A 16,262-nucleotide genomic window follows, 5' to 3' on the forward strand; every position below is an offset into this window, starting at 1 on the left:
GTCCCGCGCGACGATGGCGGGATGGATGAGAAAGACATAGACGAGAATCAGGACCTCGACGAAGACGAGATCCTGCTCGGCGACCTCACAAACGTGGTCATCGACTTCGCCTACCCCTTCGCAGACAGCGTCCTGATACTGCACATGGCCCGGTCTGACCAGCAGCGGAACATCATGGACACCTACAAGTTCCTTGTACGCAGGGATGGCGACGGGATCATTGCCAGGCAATGCCAGACGCAGCTAGGTCCGGTGGTGGCGTTGAAGGAGCCCTGGCTTGGGGAGTTGCGGCGGCGAGTTCTTCACAAGGAATCGTTGGGCGAGTCCCTTGAGTGAAGCGCCCGTGCGGGTCGGGCGCCCGGTCACAACCCAGCCGCGCCCCTGACACGGCGAGGGCCCCACCATACGCTGGTTGTGCGACCAATCAGCAAGGCGGAGCCCTCATGCCAAAGCCTACCCCCGCAGCACCCGCGTCCTTCGGTGAAGCGGTACGAGACGCCCTCGCCAAACAGTGCGTGTCCGTGCGGGAACTCGCCCGCCGTACCCGCTTCGACCACGCCTACCTGTCCCGTGTCCTCACTGGGAAGCAGCGGCCCTCATCCGCGCTCGCCGACGCCGTGGACAAGGCGCTCAACGCCGGCGGGGACCTCGTCGTTTTGGTCGACGCACCGCCTCCGTCCGACGACCTGGCAGAGACCGGTGACGTCTTGGAGTTCATGCGGCGCGCGGAAACCTCCGACCTTGGGGCAGGCACCCTGGACGTCCTCGGGGGCGCCGTAGATCAACTCTGCCGCGACTACCCGACCGCGCCGGGGCCGGTCCTGCGGGACCGCTCCAAGAAGCTCCTGAGCCACGCCCTGGGGCTGTTGGAGCGGCGTACCACCCTCGCTGAACACCGGGAGCTCCTCGTCCACGTGGGGTGGCTGTCCGCGCTCCTGGGGTGTGTCCACTTCGATGTCGGTGACCGGCTCGCCGCGGAGACCGCCCGGAAGATGGCTCACCAGTTGGGCGAGCAGGCAGGGCACGGCGAGATCATCGCGTGGGCGTATGAGATCACCGCGTGGTTCGCACTGTCTGAGGGCCGGTACCAGGCGGTGGTGGCCGCTGCGGAGGCTGGCCGTGCCCACGCCGGGATTTCCAGTGGTGGCGTGCAGCTCCTCGTTCAGCAGGCCAAGGCGTCGGCGAAGTTGGGGGATGACCAGGCGCACCGGCTGCTCGGTGAGGCCGGGAAGATGCTCGCCCAGTTGCCGGCCACGGACCAGCCCGAGCACCACTTCGTGTTCGACCCGGACAAGCTCACCAGCCACGGGGCGACGGCCTACACCTGGTTGGGGTGGGATGAGGCCGCGGGCGAGTACGCGTCGGAGATGGCGGACCGGTACCAGCGCGAGTACCGGCCAATGAGGTTGGCGACGGCGCGCCTGAACTTGGGCATCCTCGCGGCGCGACGGGGCGCGTTGGATGAGGCTGTGTCCTTGGGCGAAGCGGCGTTCGAGTCCGAGCGCAGGTCGGGTGCGTTGACGTCGTGGGCGCGCGGTATGCTCTCTGAACTGGAAGACCGGTATGCGGGTGAGCGCCTGGTGGTGGACTATCGGGAGCGATTGGCGTTGGAGGCGGGCGGGGACCGGTGACAGTGCTGACGGATCAGGTTGTCACCACTGGTCGTCTCCTGCGGGTGGTTCGGTCGCCGGAACCATGGCGGCATGGACACCTCACACGGGGGATTCCCCCAGCCTCGCAGAGAGACCACAGACCGCCTCGTCGACGCGATCGCCAACGACCAACTCGACGTCGAACAGCGCCAGGCGCTCGCCGACCTGGTCAACCTGCTCGCCGCGGAGATGGTGTCCGACAGTTTCGCCCGGCCCGGCACCCTCATGGACCGCACCATCGAGGAAGCGGGCGCGTGGGGCAACCTGAGGTCCGCGTGGATGCGGCTGCACTCCCAGCTCTACCCGCGGGTGGTGCGGTCGTGACCCTCGAAGAACTTGCCCGGCAGACCGCGCCCCGTACCAGCCGCGACCCGGGGCTGAGGCGCGGACCGCTCCCCCGCCGGGCCCGGCTGGACATGTACTTCATCGACCACGGCCAGGTCACCGACACCCAGGGCGAACCGCTCGCGGGTGAGGAGTTGGCTGCACTCGCGGACCGGTTCAGCGAGCACGCCGGCGCGGCTGCCGGGAAGCTCCCTGGTCTGCCGGTGACCGTCGAGTTCATCTCTGACCAGGTGCGCGCGGTGGGACGCACGCTCACCAAGGAGGAGGGGGCTGCCCTGGCCGTGCACGTGGCCAGCCTCGCCCGGTAGGTGTCCGCGCGCCCCACCGTCCGAGGACGCGCCCGCCATGTTGGCCGCCATGGATGCCGGACTCCCGTGGAAGACCGTTGTTCGACGTCTCCGCATCCAGGTCGACAAGATCCTGTGGGGTCGGCACCGGGAATACCTGGCCAACCGCACCGAGGAGGACCGTGAGCGGGAGCGCCAAGAGGGAGAGGAAGCTGCGGACAGGATCATGCGCCGACGCCATCCCGGACGGTTCCAGTCGGACGATCCGGAGGAGGGCCCCGAGTGAAGGGCAGCACGTACAAGAGGTGTCGGTGCCGCGACGATGGCGGCAAGGAGCTCGGGCAGAAGTGTCCCGACCTGCGCCGGAAGAACGGCACCTGGAACCCGCGGCACGGCACCTGGTACTTCAAGTTGGAGCTGGAGGCCGGCACGAACGGTCGGCGTCGGTTCCTCAAGCGGGGCGGCTTCGCCTCCCAGGACGATGCCCCCGACGCCATGTCGGCGGAGAAGGTCAAGGCCGGTCGCGGACGCGACGTCACGACCAAGCTCCTGTTCGGGTCGTTCTTCGACAACTGGCTAGGGCCTGTTTGGTAACTGGTGTGATCAGGGGCAAAAGCACCGATCCGGTCACGCCAGGCGTGTCGCCCCGCACATAGGCGAAGCCTTCGGTAGATGAGTCAACGACCAAGAAGACCAAGCCCACCGAAGGCTTCGCTGTGACCCTACCCGGCCCCGGGCGCGGTGACCTCACCGACGCCCAATGGTCTGTGCTCGAACCGCTCCTGCCCGTGCCGGCCACCGGCCGTCCGCCCTCGCACTCCAAGCGCACCCTGATCAACGGCATCCGCTGGCGTGTGCGGACCGGTGCTCCCTGGCGCGACGTACCCGAACGCTACGGCCCCTGGCAGAGCGTCTACGACCTCTTCCGCCGCTGGACCCGCAACGGCACCTGGGCCCAAATTTTGGACGCCCTGCGCGCCCTGGCCGACGCGGCGGGCCTGATCACCTGGCAGGTCAACGTCGACTCCACCATCGTGCGCGCCCACCAGCACGCCGCCGGAGCCGCGAAAAAGGGGACCGGGAAGATCACGGAACGGACGAGCCCGACGACCATGGGCTGGGACGCTCGCGGGGCGGGTGGACCACGAAGATCCACCTGGCCTGCGAGCAGCGCCAAAAGCCCCTGTCGGTGGTGGTCACGGCCGGCCAGCGCGGGGACGCCCCCCAGTTCGAGACGGTCATGGAACGTATCCGGGTGGCCGGGCACGGGCGGAGCGGGCCCGCGCGCACCCGGCCGGTGCGGGTGCGCGCGGATAAGGCCTACAGCTCGAAGAAGATCCGTGCCTACCTGCGCAGACGCAAGATCAAGGCGACTATTCCCGAGCCTGCCGACCGGGTGCGCAACCGCAAGCGCAAAGGGGGTCGGGGCGGGCGCCCGCCCGGCTTCGACAAGGTCGATTATCGGGCCCGGCACGCGGTCGAGTGCGCGATCAACCGGCTCAAACGCAACCGGGCGGTGGCCACGCGCTATGACAAGCTCGCCCTTCGCTACGAGGCCACCATCCAGATCGCTGCCATCAACGAATGGCTCTGACTTTCCAAACAGGCCCTAGCCGGCAAGAACAGCCTCGCTCGGTCCACCTCGGAGAAGTACGGTGAGCACGGCCGCCTCTACTTGAAGCCGCACCTCGGGCACGCCGAACTCGACAAGCTGCGGGTGGACCACGTCGCGGCGATGTTCGAGGCGATCGAGGCGGCCAACGCCCAGGTCAAGGCAGCGCGCGAGTCCGACGATCCGCAGGTGCGCGCGACGATGAAGGGCCGCAAGGTCACCGGCCCGGTCACACAGCAGCGGATCAGGGCGACGCTCCGGTCCTGCCTGTCGGCCGCGGTGAAGCAGCGCCTGATGGACGTGAATGTCGCGCAGCTCGTGGACCTCAAGCCGGGCAGGAAGGCCAAGGCGCTGGTGTGGACACGGGAGCGAGTCGAGGCGTGGCGGTCCCGGTTCGAGGAAGCGGCGCACGCCGAAGCTCAGGCGAAGGCCCGGGGCCAGGCCGTGTTGGGCTTCAAGACGTGGCGGTCCGTGGAACGGCCCTCGCCCGTGATGGTGTACACGCCCCCGCAGACCGGGGCGTTCCTGGACCACGCCGTCGAGCACCGGCTCTATGCGGCGTTCCACCTGATCGCGTTCCGGGGCCTACGGCGTGGTGAGGCGGCCGGCCTGCGCTGGCCGGACGTCGACTTGGACGCCGGGACGGTGACCCCGAGCAGGCAGCGCCGTCAGATCGGCTGGGAGGTCGAAGAAGCCGATCTCAAGACTGACGGGTCGGAGGCGACTATCGCTCTGGACAAGGCCACCGTAGACGTCCTGCGGGCGCACCGGGCACGGCAGAACGAGGAGCGGCTTGCGTGGGGTGACGCGTGGGAGGGCGTCGGGCATGTGTTCGCACGGGAGAACGGGGCGCCGCTGCACCCCGCGACGCTCACCGAGGAGTTCGAGCGGATCGCGTTCGACGCAGGGCTCCCGCCGATCCGTCTTCATGACCTTCGGCACGGGGCGGCGACGCTCGCGCTCGCGGCCGGCGTCGACATGAAGACTGTCCAGGCGATGCTGCGTCACTCGTCGATCACGATCACGGCGGACATCTACGCGAGCGTGCTTCCGGAGGTGGCGCACGAGGCCGCGGAGGCGTCCGCGCGGATGGTTCCTCGGGCGGCGTCGGGGACCGGTTCCGGGACTCCCGGTCCCCCTACGGTCCCCCAAGGGGGTTGGGGGAACCGGCAGGGAGCGTCTGTAACGAGGAAACCGCAGTTCACAGGGGGTAGGCCGGGCAGGACTCGAACCCGCGACCCAGGGATTATGAGTCCCCTGCTCTGACCAACTGAGCTACCGGCCCGCCGTCGTCGGCACACGTCATCCTAACAGGGTGTGTCCGGCGTTACCGCGCCGTGAATCCGCCATTCGACAGGGGCTGACGTCGTCCGCGGCGGGGCGGCGGCGTGTACCCCGCACCTGGGTCACGGGGCGTGTACGGCGTCGGTCTAGGGTGGTGAGGTGCGGCGCGCGCCCGGTGGACCCCAGCGCCCGGCACGGACGCCGCTTCTACCCGTTGGTAACATCGCGGGTCGCACATCGTCGTCAGGAGAGTTCACGTCATGGCCCAAGTACCCGTCAACGTCACCGTCACCGGCGCCGCCGGCCAGATCGGCTACGCCCTGCTGTTCCGGATCGCCTCCGGCCAGCTGCTCGGCGCCGACACCCCGGTGAAGCTGCGCCTGCTGGAGATCCCGCAGGCCGTCAAGGCCGCCGAGGGCACGGCGATGGAGCTGGACGACTGCGCCTTCCCCCTGCTGCAGGGCATCGACATCTTCGACGACGCCCGCCAGGCGTTCGAGGGCGCCAACGTGGGCCTGCTGGTCGGCGCGCGTCCCCGCGGCAAGGGCATGGAGCGCGGTGACCTCCTCCAGGCCAACGGCGGCATCTTCAAGCCCCAGGGCGAGGCCATCAACGCCGGCGCGGCCGACGACATCCGCGTCCTGGTGGTCGGCAACCCCGCCAACACCAACGCCCTCATCGCGCAGAGCCACGCTCCCGACGTGCCCGCCGAGCGCTTCACCGCGATGACGCGCCTGGACCACAACCGCGCGCTCACTCAGCTCGCCAAGAAGCTCGACGTGTCGATCAACGACATCAAGAAGCTCACCATCTGGGGCAACCACTCCGCCACCCAGTACCCCGACCTGTTCCACGCCGAGGTCAACGGCGCCAACGCCGCCAAGGCCGTCGGCGACCAGGCCTGGCTGGAGAACGACTTCATCCCGACCGTCGCCAAGCGCGGCGCCGCGATCATCGAGGCCCGGGGCGCCTCCTCGGCCGCCTCCGCCGCCAACGCCGCCATCGACCACGTCCACGACTGGGTCAACGGCACCCCCGAGGGCGACTGGACCTCCGCGGCCATCCCCTCCGACGGTTCCTACGGCGTTCCCGAGGGCCTCATCTCCTCCTTCCCCGTCGTGTCGAAGAACGGCAAGTGGGAGATCGTCCAGGGCCTGGAGATCGACGACTTCTCGCGCGGCCGCATCGACGCCTCCGTCAAGGAGCTCGTCGAGGAGCGCGACACCGTCAAGGAGCTCGGCCTGGTCTGAGCCCGACGAGCCCTCCGCCGCGCGGCGGGCGGTTCGCGGTGACGAGGGGGTGTTCCCACGGGGAGCGCCCCCTTCGCGCGTGCGGAGGGCGCACGTCCCGACGGGGGTCGGGGAGCGGGCAGTATAGAACCGTGAGTCTCATCGATGTTCTTCCCGCCGAACCCGAACCCGATTCCCTCTTCGAGGCGTTCGCCTCGTGGTGCGAGGAGCGGGGCCTCACCCTGTACCCACATCAGGAGGAGGCGCTCATCGAGGTCGTCTCCGGGTCCAACGTCATCCTCAACACCCCCACCGGTTCCGGCAAGAGCATGGTCGCCACCGGCGCCCTCTTCGCCGCGCTGGCCCGAGACGAGTGCGCGTTCTACACCGCGCCCATCAAGGCCCTGGTGTCGGAGAAGTTCTTCGACCTCTGCAAGATCTTCGGCACCGAGAACGTCGGCATGATGACCGGCGACGCCAGCGTCAACTCCGACGCCCCCATCGTGTGCTGCACCGCCGAGGTCCTCGCCCAGATCGCGCTGGTCGAGGGCGCGCACGCGGACATCAACACCGTGGTCATGGACGAGTTCCACTTCTACGCCGAACCCGACCGCGGCTGGGCCTGGCAGGTCCCCCTCCTGGAGATGCCCCAGGCCCAGTTCCTGCTGATGTCGGCGACCCTGGGCGACGTCAGCCGCTTCGAGGAGGACCTGGAGAAGCGCACCGGCCGCTCCACCGCCGTGGTCGCCTCCGCCGAGCGCCCCGTCCCCCTCTACTACGACTACCGCGTCACCCCCCTGCACGAGACGCTGGAGGAGCTGCTCGGCGACGGCCAGGCCCCCGTGTACATCGTGCACTTCACCCAGGCGCAGGCCATCGAGCGCGCACAGTCGCTGACCAGCATCAACATGTGCACCAAGGAGGAGAAGGCGGCGATCGCCGACGAGATCGGCAACTTCCGCTTCACCACCAAGTTCGGCCGGAACCTGTCCCGCTACGTGCGGCACGGCATCGGCGTGCACCACGCCGGGATGCTCCCCAAGTACCGGCGCCTCGTCGAACGGCTCGCACAGGCCGGGCTGCTCAAGGTCATCTGCGGCACCGACACCCTCGGCGTGGGCGTCAACGTGCCCATCCGCACGGTCCTGTTCACCGCCCTGAGCAAGTACGACGGCGTGCGCGTGCGCCGCCTGCGCGCCCGCGAGTTCCACCAGATCGCCGGACGGGCCGGCCGCGCCGGGTTCGACACCGTCGGCCACGTGGTCGCCCAGGCGCCCGAGCACGTCATCGAGAACGAGAAGGCCCTGGCCAAGGCGGGCGACGACACCAAGAAGCGGCGCAAGGTGGTGCGCAAGAAGGCCCCGGAGGGCTTCGTCGCCTGGGACGAGGCGACGTTCCAGAAGCTCATCGCCGCCGACCCCGAACCGCTCACCTCCCGGTTCCGGGTGAGCAACGCGATGCTGCTGAGCGTGATCTCGCGGCCCGGCAACTGCTTCGCCGCCATGAAGCACCTGCTCACCGAGAACCACGACGACCGCAGGACCCAGCGCCGCCACATCCACGAGGCGATCGCCATCTACCGTTCGCTGCTGGACGGCGGCATCGTCGAGACGCTGCCGGAGCCCGACGCCCAGGGCCGCACCGCGCGCCTGACCGTCGACCTGCAGGCCGACTTCGCGCTCAACCAGCCGCTGTCCACGTTCGCGCTGGCCGCACTGGAGCTGCTCGACAAGGAGTCGCCGACCTACCACCTGGACGCGCTCACCGTCGTGGAGTCCACCCTGGACGACCCGCGGCAGATCCTCGGCGCCCAGCTCAACAAGGCCCGCGGCGAGGCAGTCCAGCAGATGAAGATGGACGGTATCGAGTACGACGAGCGCATGGAGCGGCTGGAGGAGATCGACTACCCCAAGCCGCTGGAGGAGCTGCTCGACCACGCCTACGAGGTCTACCGGACCGGCCACCCCTGGGTGGGCGACCACCCGCTGCGGCCCAAGACGGTGGCGCGCGACATGTACGAGCGCGCGATGACCTTCGTCGAGTACGTGGGCCACTACGAGCTGGCGCGCTCGGAGGGTCTCGTCCTGCGCTACCTCGCCAGTGCCTACAAGGCGCTGAACCAGACGGTGCCCGACGACGCCAAGACGGAGGAGCTGCGCGACCTCACCGAGTGGCTGGGCGAGCTGGTCCGCCAGGTCGACTCCAGCCTGCTCGACGAGTGGGAGCAGCTCACCAACCCCGAGGAGGAGGCCCCCGAGGGCGTCGAGCCGGCCGAGGAGCGGGTGCGGCCGATCACCGCCAACGCCCGCGCCTTCAAGGTGCTGGTGCGCAACGAGATGTTCCGCCGCGTGGAGCTGGCCTCCCGCCGCCGCTACGGCGACCTCGGCAAGCTCTCCCAGGACGGGGAGTGGACCGGCGAGGAGTGGGCGGAGGCGGTCGAGGCGTACTACGCCGAGCACGACACGATCGGGACCGGCCCGGACGCCCGCGGCCCGCAGATGCTGCTCATCGAGGAGGAATCCGGCCTGTGGCGGGTCCGGCAGATCTTCGCCGACCCGGCGGGCGACCACGACTGGGGCATCAGCGCGGAGGTCGACCTCGCCGCCTCCGACGCCGAGGGCCGAGCGGTCGTGCACGTCGTGGACGTCAACCGCTTGTGAGGGTTCGGAGAGGGTTCGGGTGGGTTCGGGGCGCTTCACGCCGGGTTGGGTTCGGGGCGCTTCATGCCGGGTTGGGTTCGGGGCGCTTCACGCCGGTGTGGGTTCGGGGCGCTTCACGCCGGGTCCTTCGTCGTCGCCTGCGCCTGCGCTCGTTCCTCGCTCCGGCTCCTCCCACGCAACCCCGCACACCCCCCGCAACCCCCCTGTGGTCCCCACCCCTGTAGAGGCTTCACACCCCCTGTGGCGCCCGTGACCTGAACCGCTCACCTCCAGCCCCTGTGGCACCGCAAACCCGCGTGTGCACGCCCGACCCCCCTTTGCACCAGAGCCGGAGGGTGAAGCCGCACACAACGACCCATCTCACCCCCCGAAGGGGGAGACAGGCAGGCCGTTCAGTCCAGGAGGTTGAAGCCGCACGAGAACAGCCCACCTCACCCCCGAGGGGGCAGGTCGGTCGTTCAGTCCAGCCGGTTGAAGCTGCCCGACATCGGCCTACGTCCACCCGAGGGGGTGAAGGTAGGCCGTTCAGTGTTGGGGGCTACAGGGGGGTTGAAGCCTCTACAGGTGAGGGGACCGCTGGGGGGTTCGCGAGGGGCGCGCCAGTGTTCTGCAGGAGGAGACGGCGCCGCAGCGAGCTTGCGAGCAAGGCAAGTCGACGACGAAGAACACTGGCTACTCGGCGCCCCGCGTCCGAGCCCGCGAGGGCGCCGGAGAGTAGGGCGAGGGCGCCGACGGGTCCTGGAGGGCCTGGAGGTGCACTCCCGAGGAACGAGGGAGTGCACCGGAAGGACCGAAGGGCGCGTCTTCCGGGCGCACGAGCACGGGCCAAAGCGAAGCGGAGGCCCAAAGAAAACACAGGCGGAGGCCCCAAAAAAGCACAGCCGCAGGCCCAAAAACACTCCCTCACACCATGAGGTGGGCGTTGGCCTCCCGGACGCCGGCCGCGAGGTCGGGGCGCTCCACCACGGTCCGGCCGGCCGCGGCCAGCCGTTCGGCCCCGTCGCAGTCCACGAACAGCGCGGGCTCGCGCCAGGCGAACACCACGCGGGGCACGGGAGTGGTGAGGATCAGCCCGGTGCAGGCCAGCGGCCGTGAGGCGCGGGCACTGCACGGCTCCAGGGACGAGTACAGGGTGGCCCCCACCAACCGGGGGTCGGCCGTGTCCACCTCGCGCAGGGCCACCTCCTCCGCGTGGTCGTGGGGGTCGTCGCGGCGTGAGTAGCCCTCGCCGAGCACGGCCCCGTCGGCGGCCACCACCACGGCGCCCACCGAGAACGCGGTGTCCGAGGCCGGGCACAGCCGCGACAGCTCGACCGTGCGGCGCAGCCAGTGCGCGTCGGCGTCCCCGTCGGCGGGCGGCGGCCCGACGGGGCTCACGCGCGGTCCCCGGCCCGGCCGGCCACGTAGCGCAGGACGGCTACGTCGCCGAGCGCGCGCGCCTCCGCCAGGCGCAGCGGCGAGGACGGGGTGAAGGCGAAGGGGCCGGGCAGGACGAAGCGCGGCGCGTCCTCCTCTCCGACGAAGAAGGGGGCCACGGCCAGGCGCAGTTCGTCGACCAGGCCCTCGGTGAGGAACATCGTGTGGATGTGCCCGCCGCCCTCCACGAGGAGGCGGCCCACGCCCCGGCCGGCGAGGTCGGTGAGGACGCCCTTGGCCGTGGGCGGGTCCCCGGCGTCGGCGACGTCGACGGGCGGCAGGTCGGCCGGGCGCCCCGCGAGCGCGCGGCGGGCGTTGCGCAGGCCCGCTCCCCCGGTGTGCACGACCGCTCCGGCCTCGCCGGTGGTGAAGAACCGTGCGGCGGGGTCGAGGTCACCGGACCGGGTGACCACGCACTTGAGCAGGTTCTCGGGCCGGCCCTCGGCGCGGCGCCGGTTCCGCAGTTCCGGCGAGCGTACGAGCAGGCGGGGGTTGTCGGCACGCAGCGTGCCCGCGCCGACGAGGATCGCGTCGCACTCGGCGCGCAGCGCGTCGATCTCGGCGAAGTCGGCGTCGTTGGACAGGCGCAACCGGTCGGGACCGGCGTCGTCGATGCGGCCGTCGATCGACATCGCGCAGCTCAGGATGGTGTACGGACGGTCCATGCCCCAAGGTTAGCCCCGGCCCATCGATCGGAAGGACTTATTGACCCCCGTCCCACGGTCGATGCCTTCCCCCGCTTTCACCTCTGCCGCATCGGATTGTCGCAGGCAGTGCGGTCGGCGCGTAATTGCACGCGAGAATAGGTGGGGACCTAATTCAGCCCCTCAGTGTCCGCTACGCGCACACGTGCGGACGCCTCCGTGGAGCGCCGTCGGACGACCTCATCCGCCTCACCTGCATCCCGGGGAAACCCCTCTTCCGGGTGAACAGCGGGCTTGTGCCTTCGTGCACCTCTCCAGATTCCTCGCAAACTGGACATTGAGCATATATGCCCTGGCCCTCCCAAGTCCGGCGTAACACGCATCGCCAACCCCGACAAGAGCAGAGTGGCGGATGTTTTTACGACCTGTGTCCGTGACTCGGTTAACAAGCCCGTCAACAACGAATACAATCCAGAGGTCGGCTCACTTCCCCACCTCACATAGAGGACGGCGATGTCTCGATTCACCTCCCCCGATTTCCTGAGGCAGGCGGGGGGCAAACACGTCCGGGCCAAACCACCGCCCGTCGTCGACCTGGCACGGCCCAGTCTGGCGCGTTTCCACTCCTTCCACCTCAAGGGGAAGGACCACTTCGAGGTCGACCGCGATCTGGCCACCCGCGCCGAACAGGCCGCCCCGGGTTTCCAGGACGTCGTCCTCGGTGAACGCGCCTTCCTCCAACGGGCGGTCCGGTTCCTGTCCGCGGACCTCGGCATCAGGCAGTTCATCCAGATCGGCGCCGGCCTGCCCGCACCCGGCGACCCCCACGAGATCGCCCACGAGGCCGATCCGGGCGCCCGGGTGGTCTACGCCTCGGACGACCCCATGGTCCTCACCCACCACCGCGCCCTGCTCCGGGACGGCCGGACCACCACCGCGGTGCAGGCCGGTCTCACCACCCCCGACCGCGTGCTGGCCGACGCCGAGACGGCCAGGTTCATCGACCTGAACGAGCCGGTGGGGCTTCTGCTCACCGGTGTGGTGGCGCACGTGCCGGACGCCGACGATCCGGCCGGGCACATCGCCACCCTGCGTGACTCCCTCGCCCCCGGAAGTCATCTGGTCCTGAGCCACTACTGCCGCCCCGACGCGACCGCCTTTCCCAAGGACGCCCAGCGCGCGGCCGTACTGGAGCAGGTCTTCGCGGAGCACCTGGGTTCCGGGCGCTGGCGTACGGAGCGGGAGATCGAGGCGTTCTTCGCGGGCTGGCAGTCCGTGCCCCCCGGCATGCTCCAGGCCCAGCGGTGGCGGACGCTGCCGGTCGCGCCGCCCGTCCCCGGCTGCTACCAGATGCCGCAGCGCAACCGGCGGCTCATCGTCGGCGGCGTGGGCCGACTCTGACGGCACCCCCCGCACCCGCGTCTGAGCCCCCCGGCCCGGCAGCGGGCGGGGGCCTCCCCATGCCCGCCGCACGGCGCCCACTGCCCACGGCGGCGGCCCCGCCGGTGCCCCGAAGGACCCGGCCGGCACCGCCACCGCGCCCCCGCTACCGCGCCACGACCGATCGGCGCAGTCCCGTCAGCATGAGGGCCACTCCCGCGACCATCACCACGATCGTGGCCGTGGTCACCCACACCGCCCACATCGGGGCGCTCGGATCGACGTACACCCCCGCGGCGAGCAGCATGGCCGCCACCTGCGCTCCGATCACGGTGAGGGCACCGGTACGGCCGCCGCGATAGGCCGCGGGCACGGCCGCCAGGGTGACCGCTCCCGCCACGCCGACGGCCAGCGCCAGCGCGAAGGGCGGACCGGGCCAGATCAGTGCGGCGAGGAAGGAGAAGACGGCGAGGGCGCCCATCGAGGCGCACAGGGCCACTCCCGTCCTGAAGGCCGGCGTCGTGTTCATGACATCCTCCCCTAGGGCTCGGACGGGTGCGGACGATCCGCTGCGTCGGACACGGCGGCTCCGGCCGCGGCATCGACCTCGACCAGGGCCAGGACGTCCTGGGTCACCCCGGCCCGGGCCGACTCCCCGGCGCGGCTCTCGACCAGTGCCTTGAAGGCCGCGGCCGCCGCGTGGGCGTCGAAGACGGCGAGGGTGTGCCCCTTGCCGGTCTCCGGGTCGGAGGTCCAGTAGCCGGTCACGAATCCCGGGCAGGCCCCGGCCATCGGAACGGCCTCCTCTCGCAACCAGCACGCACGGACCCCGCTCAGGCTCTCGTCCATGCTCCAGATCCCCACCACGGCGTGCGTCTCGCTGCTCCCGTCGGCGCGGTCGGAAGCCGCGCCCGTCTCCGACGCTAGGAGCGCGGGCCCGCCGCGCCATCGGCGGAACCACTCAGGCCGGTACTCATTCCGGCCGACCGGTGTGCCAGGAGGCGATGCGCGAGCGCGAGGAGAAGCCGAGCTTGGTGAGGATGTGCGCGACGTGGTTCTCGGCCGTGCGCTCGGACAACCGGAGCCGACGGGCGATCTGGCGGTTGCTCAGCCCCTCCGCGATCAGGGCGGCGACCTCGTTCTCACGCGGCGTCAGCCGATCCGTCTCCCGTTCGCGCGCACGGGCGAGCAGGCCGGCCGCCTCGGTCGCCAGTGGGGCCATGCCCAGGTGGCGGGCGGTGTCCAGTGCCGCCGCCAGGAACTCCCGCGCGAGCCGGGGCTCGCCGTCCATCAGAAGCCGGCCCGTCTCCAGGCGGCACTGCGCCGCGTAGGGCGGCGACCCCATCGCCTCGGCCGAGGCCAGAGCCGCACGCAGGTGCTCCCCTGCCCGGGGACCGTCCGCGCGGGCCGCGACCACGCCGAGCGTCAGCGCGACCGGTCCCCCGCACGGGGTGTGCGCGTTGGCGCAGATCTGGCGGTCGGCGTAGGGCAGCAGCTGCCCGTACAGGTCGGCGCCCACCTCGTCGTCACCGAACTCCGCGGCCATGCGGGCGTGTCCGGTCGTGGCCACGATCCACTCGGGCGCCCAGCGGGGGAACTCCCCCAGGTGCGGGACGAGCGACCGCCACAGGTCGGCCGCCTCCTGCCGCCGACCCGCACCCAGGAGCATCACCGCGTGCCAGCTGCGCGACAGGAAGGGGCCCGTCGCCACGTAGCGGCCGACCGCGTCCGTCACCGTCTCCAGGTCCCGCCCGGTCTGCAGCGCCACGTGCGAGGTGAAGACCAGGTGGAAGAAGTCCGGGCTCTCATGCCCGCCCCTCCGCCCCACGGCGAGCGCCTCGTCGGCGAGTTCGCGGGCCCTGTCGAAGCGGCCGGCGTGGGCCTCGGTGACCGCGCGCATCATCGTCAGCCGCCAGACCCAGAGCGGTTCGCGCATGTGGTCGACCAGGCTCGACAGCTCCGCCAGCTCGGCGTCGATCTGGACGCGCCGGCCCAGCTCCCAGAAGGCGTCCAGCCGCCAGGCGTGGCCCCAGGCGACGTACTCGTCGATCCCGGCCTCGCGGCCCAGGCGGACCGCCCGCTCCCCCAGGGACAGGCGTTCCAGGACGTGGCGGCCCTCGGTGAGCTCGGTGCGGCGCGCCTGCAGGGCCAGGAAGCGGGCGTCGGGGTCGCCGGTGGCCTCCGCCGCGCGCAGCGCCCGCGTCCCCCAGTCGGGGGCTTCGCCGACGGCGAAGGGGTCGGCGGTCACCGCGAGCTGCGCCAGCAGGCGGGCCCGGCGGACCGGGTCGGCGTTCCCCAGCAGGGTCAGCGCCTCCCGGCACAGCGCGTGGACACGGGAGGTGAGCGGCGAGTTGGTGACACCGCGCAGCACGACGGCCGCGTCGGCCAGGCCCTCACCGTCACCGTCCGCGCGCGCCAGGTTGGCCGCCGCGCAGCAGTCGTTCCAGGCGGCTTCGACGGCCCCGGACCGGAACCGGCAGCGGGCCAGCTCCAGCAGGAGTCCCGCACGGTGGGGAGCGGCCGCGGGCAGTGCCAGTGCCCGCTCGTACTGGTACGCGGCCTGTTCGTAGGCGAACCTCCGGCGTGCGCGCTCGGCCGCCCGCCGGGTGACGTCGAGGGCCCGTGCGGCGTCGCCGAGGGGCAGGGACTCCCGCAGGTGGTGGGCCAGGGCGTCGATCCGCTCCGGGCCGTCGACGGCGTCCAGGGCCTCGGCGGCGCGCGCGTGCAGTCTGCGACGGGACGTGGTGGAGAGCTCGGCCGCCAGCACGTCCCGCACCAGCACGTGGGTGAAGCGGGCGGGGCGCTCGTCCCGTTCGTCCGCGCCGCCGGTGAACAGGCCCGCCTCGACGGCCGGGGCGAGGACGTCGGGCAGCCGCTCACGGTCGAGCCCGGCGACCTCGCCGAGCACGGCCGGATCGCACTCACGTCCCAGGACGGAGGCCTGGCGGAGCAGGAGCCGGGTGGGCTCGGGCAGCCGGTCCAGCCGGTGGCCGATGACCTCGCGGACACCGCCGGGCAGGGCGCCCACGGCCTCGCCTCCGGCGTCGACGAGCCGCAGCAGTTCCAGGGCGAAGAGCGGGTTGCCCTCGCTGCGCTCCTGGACCAGCCGCACCAGGTCGGGGCGGGGCGGCTCGCTCAGAGTGCGCTCGGCCAGTGCGGCCACCTCGTTCGGGGACAGACCTCCCAGGCGCACCGACAGCGTGTCCCGCTCCCGCCGTACCGATCCCAGCGCTCGGGCCAGCTCCGGGTGGTGCGGCGGTTCCCAGCTGCGGAGGGTCCCCAGCAAGAGCAGGGCGGTGTCGGGCACGGCCGCGGCGACGTGCTGGAGGAGCCGGATCGAGGACACGTCGGCCTGGTGCAGATCGTCCAGGACCACGAGAAGCCCGTGGTCGGAGGCCGTCGCGTCCAACGCCGCGACGACGCGGTCGAACAGGCGGAAGCGGCTCGCGCCGGCCCCGGATTCGGGGTCGTCCAAGACGGTCCCCGGGCCGTCCAGCGCCCGCAGGACCTGGATCCAGGGCCGGTAGGGCGGCGCGCCCTCGCCTTCCAGACAGGCGCCCCAGGCCGTCCGCAGCCCCGCGTCGCGCGCCTCGGCCACCAGCGCGTGCGCCAGAGCGGTCTTGCCGATGCCGGCGGCGCCCTCCACGAGGACGGTCGAGCCCGCGCCCGCCCGCGCCGAGGAGAGGCGCGCGGCCAGCTCGGCCAGTTCCCGCACGCGCCCGAGGAGCGGCCCCCCTGTCATCTCCCCACAGT

At 71.2% G+C, this 16,262-nt stretch carries 14 protein-coding genes, 1 tRNA gene and 2 pseudogenes; 11 read left to right on the forward strand and 6 right to left on the reverse strand.

Annotation, left to right across the window (positions count from 1 at the left end):
- Nucleotides 1-21: 21 nt before the first annotated feature.
- The 8 genes and pseudogenes from HNR10_RS06540 to HNR10_RS32155 all read left to right on the forward strand — a co-directional run.
- Nucleotides 22-336, forward strand: coding sequence for a hypothetical protein (locus HNR10_RS06540; RefSeq protein ID WP_179821638.1), 315 nt, complete (start codon nt 22-24; stop codon nt 334-336).
- Nucleotides 337-521: 185 nt separating this feature from the next.
- Entirely contained in the window at nt 522-1,631 is a 1,110-nt protein-coding gene (locus tag HNR10_RS06545) for a helix-turn-helix domain-containing protein (RefSeq protein ID WP_376769739.1), read from the forward strand.
- A gap of 72 nt (nt 1,632-1,703) precedes the next feature.
- Nucleotides 1,704-1,976, forward strand: coding sequence for a hypothetical protein (locus HNR10_RS06550; RefSeq protein WP_179821642.1), 273 nt, complete (start codon nt 1,704-1,706; stop codon nt 1,974-1,976).
- Entirely contained in the window at nt 1,973-2,305 is a 333-nt protein-coding gene (locus HNR10_RS06555; RefSeq protein WP_179821644.1) for a hypothetical protein, read from the forward strand. Before HNR10_RS06550 ends, HNR10_RS06555 begins: the two co-directional genes overlap by 4 nt.
- A gap of 49 nt (nt 2,306-2,354) precedes the next feature.
- Nucleotides 2,355-2,570: a hypothetical protein gene (locus HNR10_RS06560; RefSeq protein WP_179821646.1), complete on the forward strand. Its 216-nt coding sequence runs from the start codon at nt 2,355-2,357 to the stop codon at nt 2,568-2,570.
- Nucleotides 2,567-2,878: a hypothetical protein gene (locus HNR10_RS06565; RefSeq protein ID WP_179821648.1), complete on the forward strand. Its 312-nt coding sequence runs from the start codon at nt 2,567-2,569 to the stop codon at nt 2,876-2,878. Before HNR10_RS06560 ends, HNR10_RS06565 begins: the two co-directional genes overlap by 4 nt.
- Before the next feature lie 122 nt (nt 2,879-3,000).
- Nucleotides 3,001-3,878, forward strand: a pseudogene (locus tag HNR10_RS06570) (IS5 family transposase).
- Between the two features lie 510 nt (nt 3,879-4,388).
- Nucleotides 4,389-4,931, forward strand: a pseudogene (locus HNR10_RS32155) (site-specific integrase); the annotation flags it as partial.
- 176 nt (nt 4,932-5,107) lie between these two features.
- Here HNR10_RS32155 and HNR10_RS06580 read toward each other — a convergent pair.
- Nucleotides 5,108-5,181, reverse strand: a tRNA-Ile gene (locus HNR10_RS06580).
- Nucleotides 5,182-5,440: 259 nt separating this feature from the next.
- Here HNR10_RS06580 and HNR10_RS06585 point away from each other — a divergent pair.
- Entirely contained in the window at nt 5,441-6,430 is a 990-nt protein-coding gene (locus HNR10_RS06585) for a malate dehydrogenase (RefSeq protein WP_179821650.1), read from the forward strand.
- A gap of 131 nt (nt 6,431-6,561) precedes the next feature.
- On the forward strand, nt 6,562-9,069 hold the full coding sequence (locus HNR10_RS06590; RefSeq protein WP_179821652.1) for a DEAD/DEAH box helicase: 2,508 nt from the start codon (nt 6,562-6,564) through the stop codon (nt 9,067-9,069).
- Nucleotides 9,070-9,972: 903 nt separating this feature from the next.
- Here HNR10_RS06590 and HNR10_RS06595 read toward each other — a convergent pair.
- Nucleotides 9,973-10,446 carry a deaminase gene (locus HNR10_RS06595; protein ID WP_179821654.1) on the reverse strand — a complete coding sequence of 158 codons (474 nt, stop codon included), beginning with the start codon at nt 10,444-10,446 and terminating at the stop codon, nt 9,973-9,975.
- On the reverse strand, nt 10,443-11,150 hold the full coding sequence (locus HNR10_RS06600) for a RibD family protein (protein ID WP_179821656.1): 708 nt from the start codon (nt 11,148-11,150) through the stop codon (nt 10,443-10,445). Before HNR10_RS06600 ends, HNR10_RS06595 begins: the two co-directional genes overlap by 4 nt.
- Nucleotides 11,151-11,642: 492 nt before the next feature.
- Here HNR10_RS06600 and HNR10_RS06605 point away from each other — a divergent pair, with 492 nt between their 5' ends.
- Nucleotides 11,643-12,530 (forward strand): SAM-dependent methyltransferase, encoded by an 888-nt coding sequence (locus HNR10_RS06605; protein WP_179821658.1) that lies wholly within the window; start codon nt 11,643-11,645, stop codon nt 12,528-12,530.
- Between the two features lie 145 nt (nt 12,531-12,675).
- Here HNR10_RS06605 and HNR10_RS06610 read toward each other — a convergent pair whose 3' ends face one another.
- The 3 genes from HNR10_RS06610 to HNR10_RS06620 all read right to left on the reverse strand — a co-directional run bounded on the left by HNR10_RS06610 (nt 12,676) and on the right by HNR10_RS06620 (nt 16,251).
- The gene (locus tag HNR10_RS06610; RefSeq protein WP_179821659.1) at nt 12,676-13,038 is read right to left on the reverse strand and encodes a hypothetical protein; all 363 of its coding nucleotides are present in this window, start codon (nt 13,036-13,038) and stop codon (nt 12,676-12,678) included.
- Between the two features lie 11 nt (nt 13,039-13,049).
- A complete protein-coding gene (locus HNR10_RS06615; RefSeq protein WP_179821661.1) occupies nt 13,050-13,358 on the reverse strand; it encodes a hypothetical protein in 309 nt (102 codons plus the stop codon).
- 124 nt (nt 13,359-13,482) lie between these two features.
- Entirely contained in the window at nt 13,483-16,251 is a 2,769-nt protein-coding gene (locus HNR10_RS06620) for an ATP-binding protein (RefSeq protein WP_179821663.1), read from the reverse strand.
- Nucleotides 16,252-16,262 lie beyond the last annotated feature (11 nt).

Origin of the sequence: Nocardiopsis aegyptia, from assembly GCF_013410755.1 — a bacterium.
Lineage (GTDB): Bacteria > Actinomycetota > Actinomycetes > Streptosporangiales > Streptosporangiaceae > Nocardiopsis > Nocardiopsis aegyptia.

Coding starts and splice junctions, on each gene's coding strand:
- HNR10_RS06540 (WP_179821638.1), top strand. CDS start 22: ATGGATGAGAAAGACATAGACGAGAATCAGGACCTCGACGAAGACGAG.
- HNR10_RS06550 (WP_179821642.1), top strand. CDS start 1,704: ATGGACACCTCACACGGGGGATTCCCCCAGCCTCGCAGAGAGACCACA.
- HNR10_RS06560 (WP_179821646.1), top strand. CDS start 2,355: ATGGATGCCGGACTCCCGTGGAAGACCGTTGTTCGACGTCTCCGCATC.
- HNR10_RS06585 (WP_179821650.1), top strand. CDS start 5,441: ATGGCCCAAGTACCCGTCAACGTCACCGTCACCGGCGCCGCCGGCCAG.
- HNR10_RS06600 (WP_179821656.1), bottom strand. CDS start 11,150: ATGGACCGTCCGTACACCATCCTGAGCTGCGCGATGTCGATCGACGGC.
- HNR10_RS06605 (WP_179821658.1), top strand. CDS start 11,643: ATGTCTCGATTCACCTCCCCCGATTTCCTGAGGCAGGCGGGGGGCAAA.
- HNR10_RS06610 (WP_179821659.1), bottom strand. CDS start 13,038: ATGAACACGACGCCGGCCTTCAGGACGGGAGTGGCCCTGTGCGCCTCG.
- HNR10_RS06615 (WP_179821661.1), bottom strand. CDS start 13,358: ATGGACGAGAGCCTGAGCGGGGTCCGTGCGTGCTGGTTGCGAGAGGAG.
- HNR10_RS06620 (WP_179821663.1), bottom strand. CDS start 16,251: ATGACAGGGGGGCCGCTCCTCGGGCGCGTGCGGGAACTGGCCGAGCTG.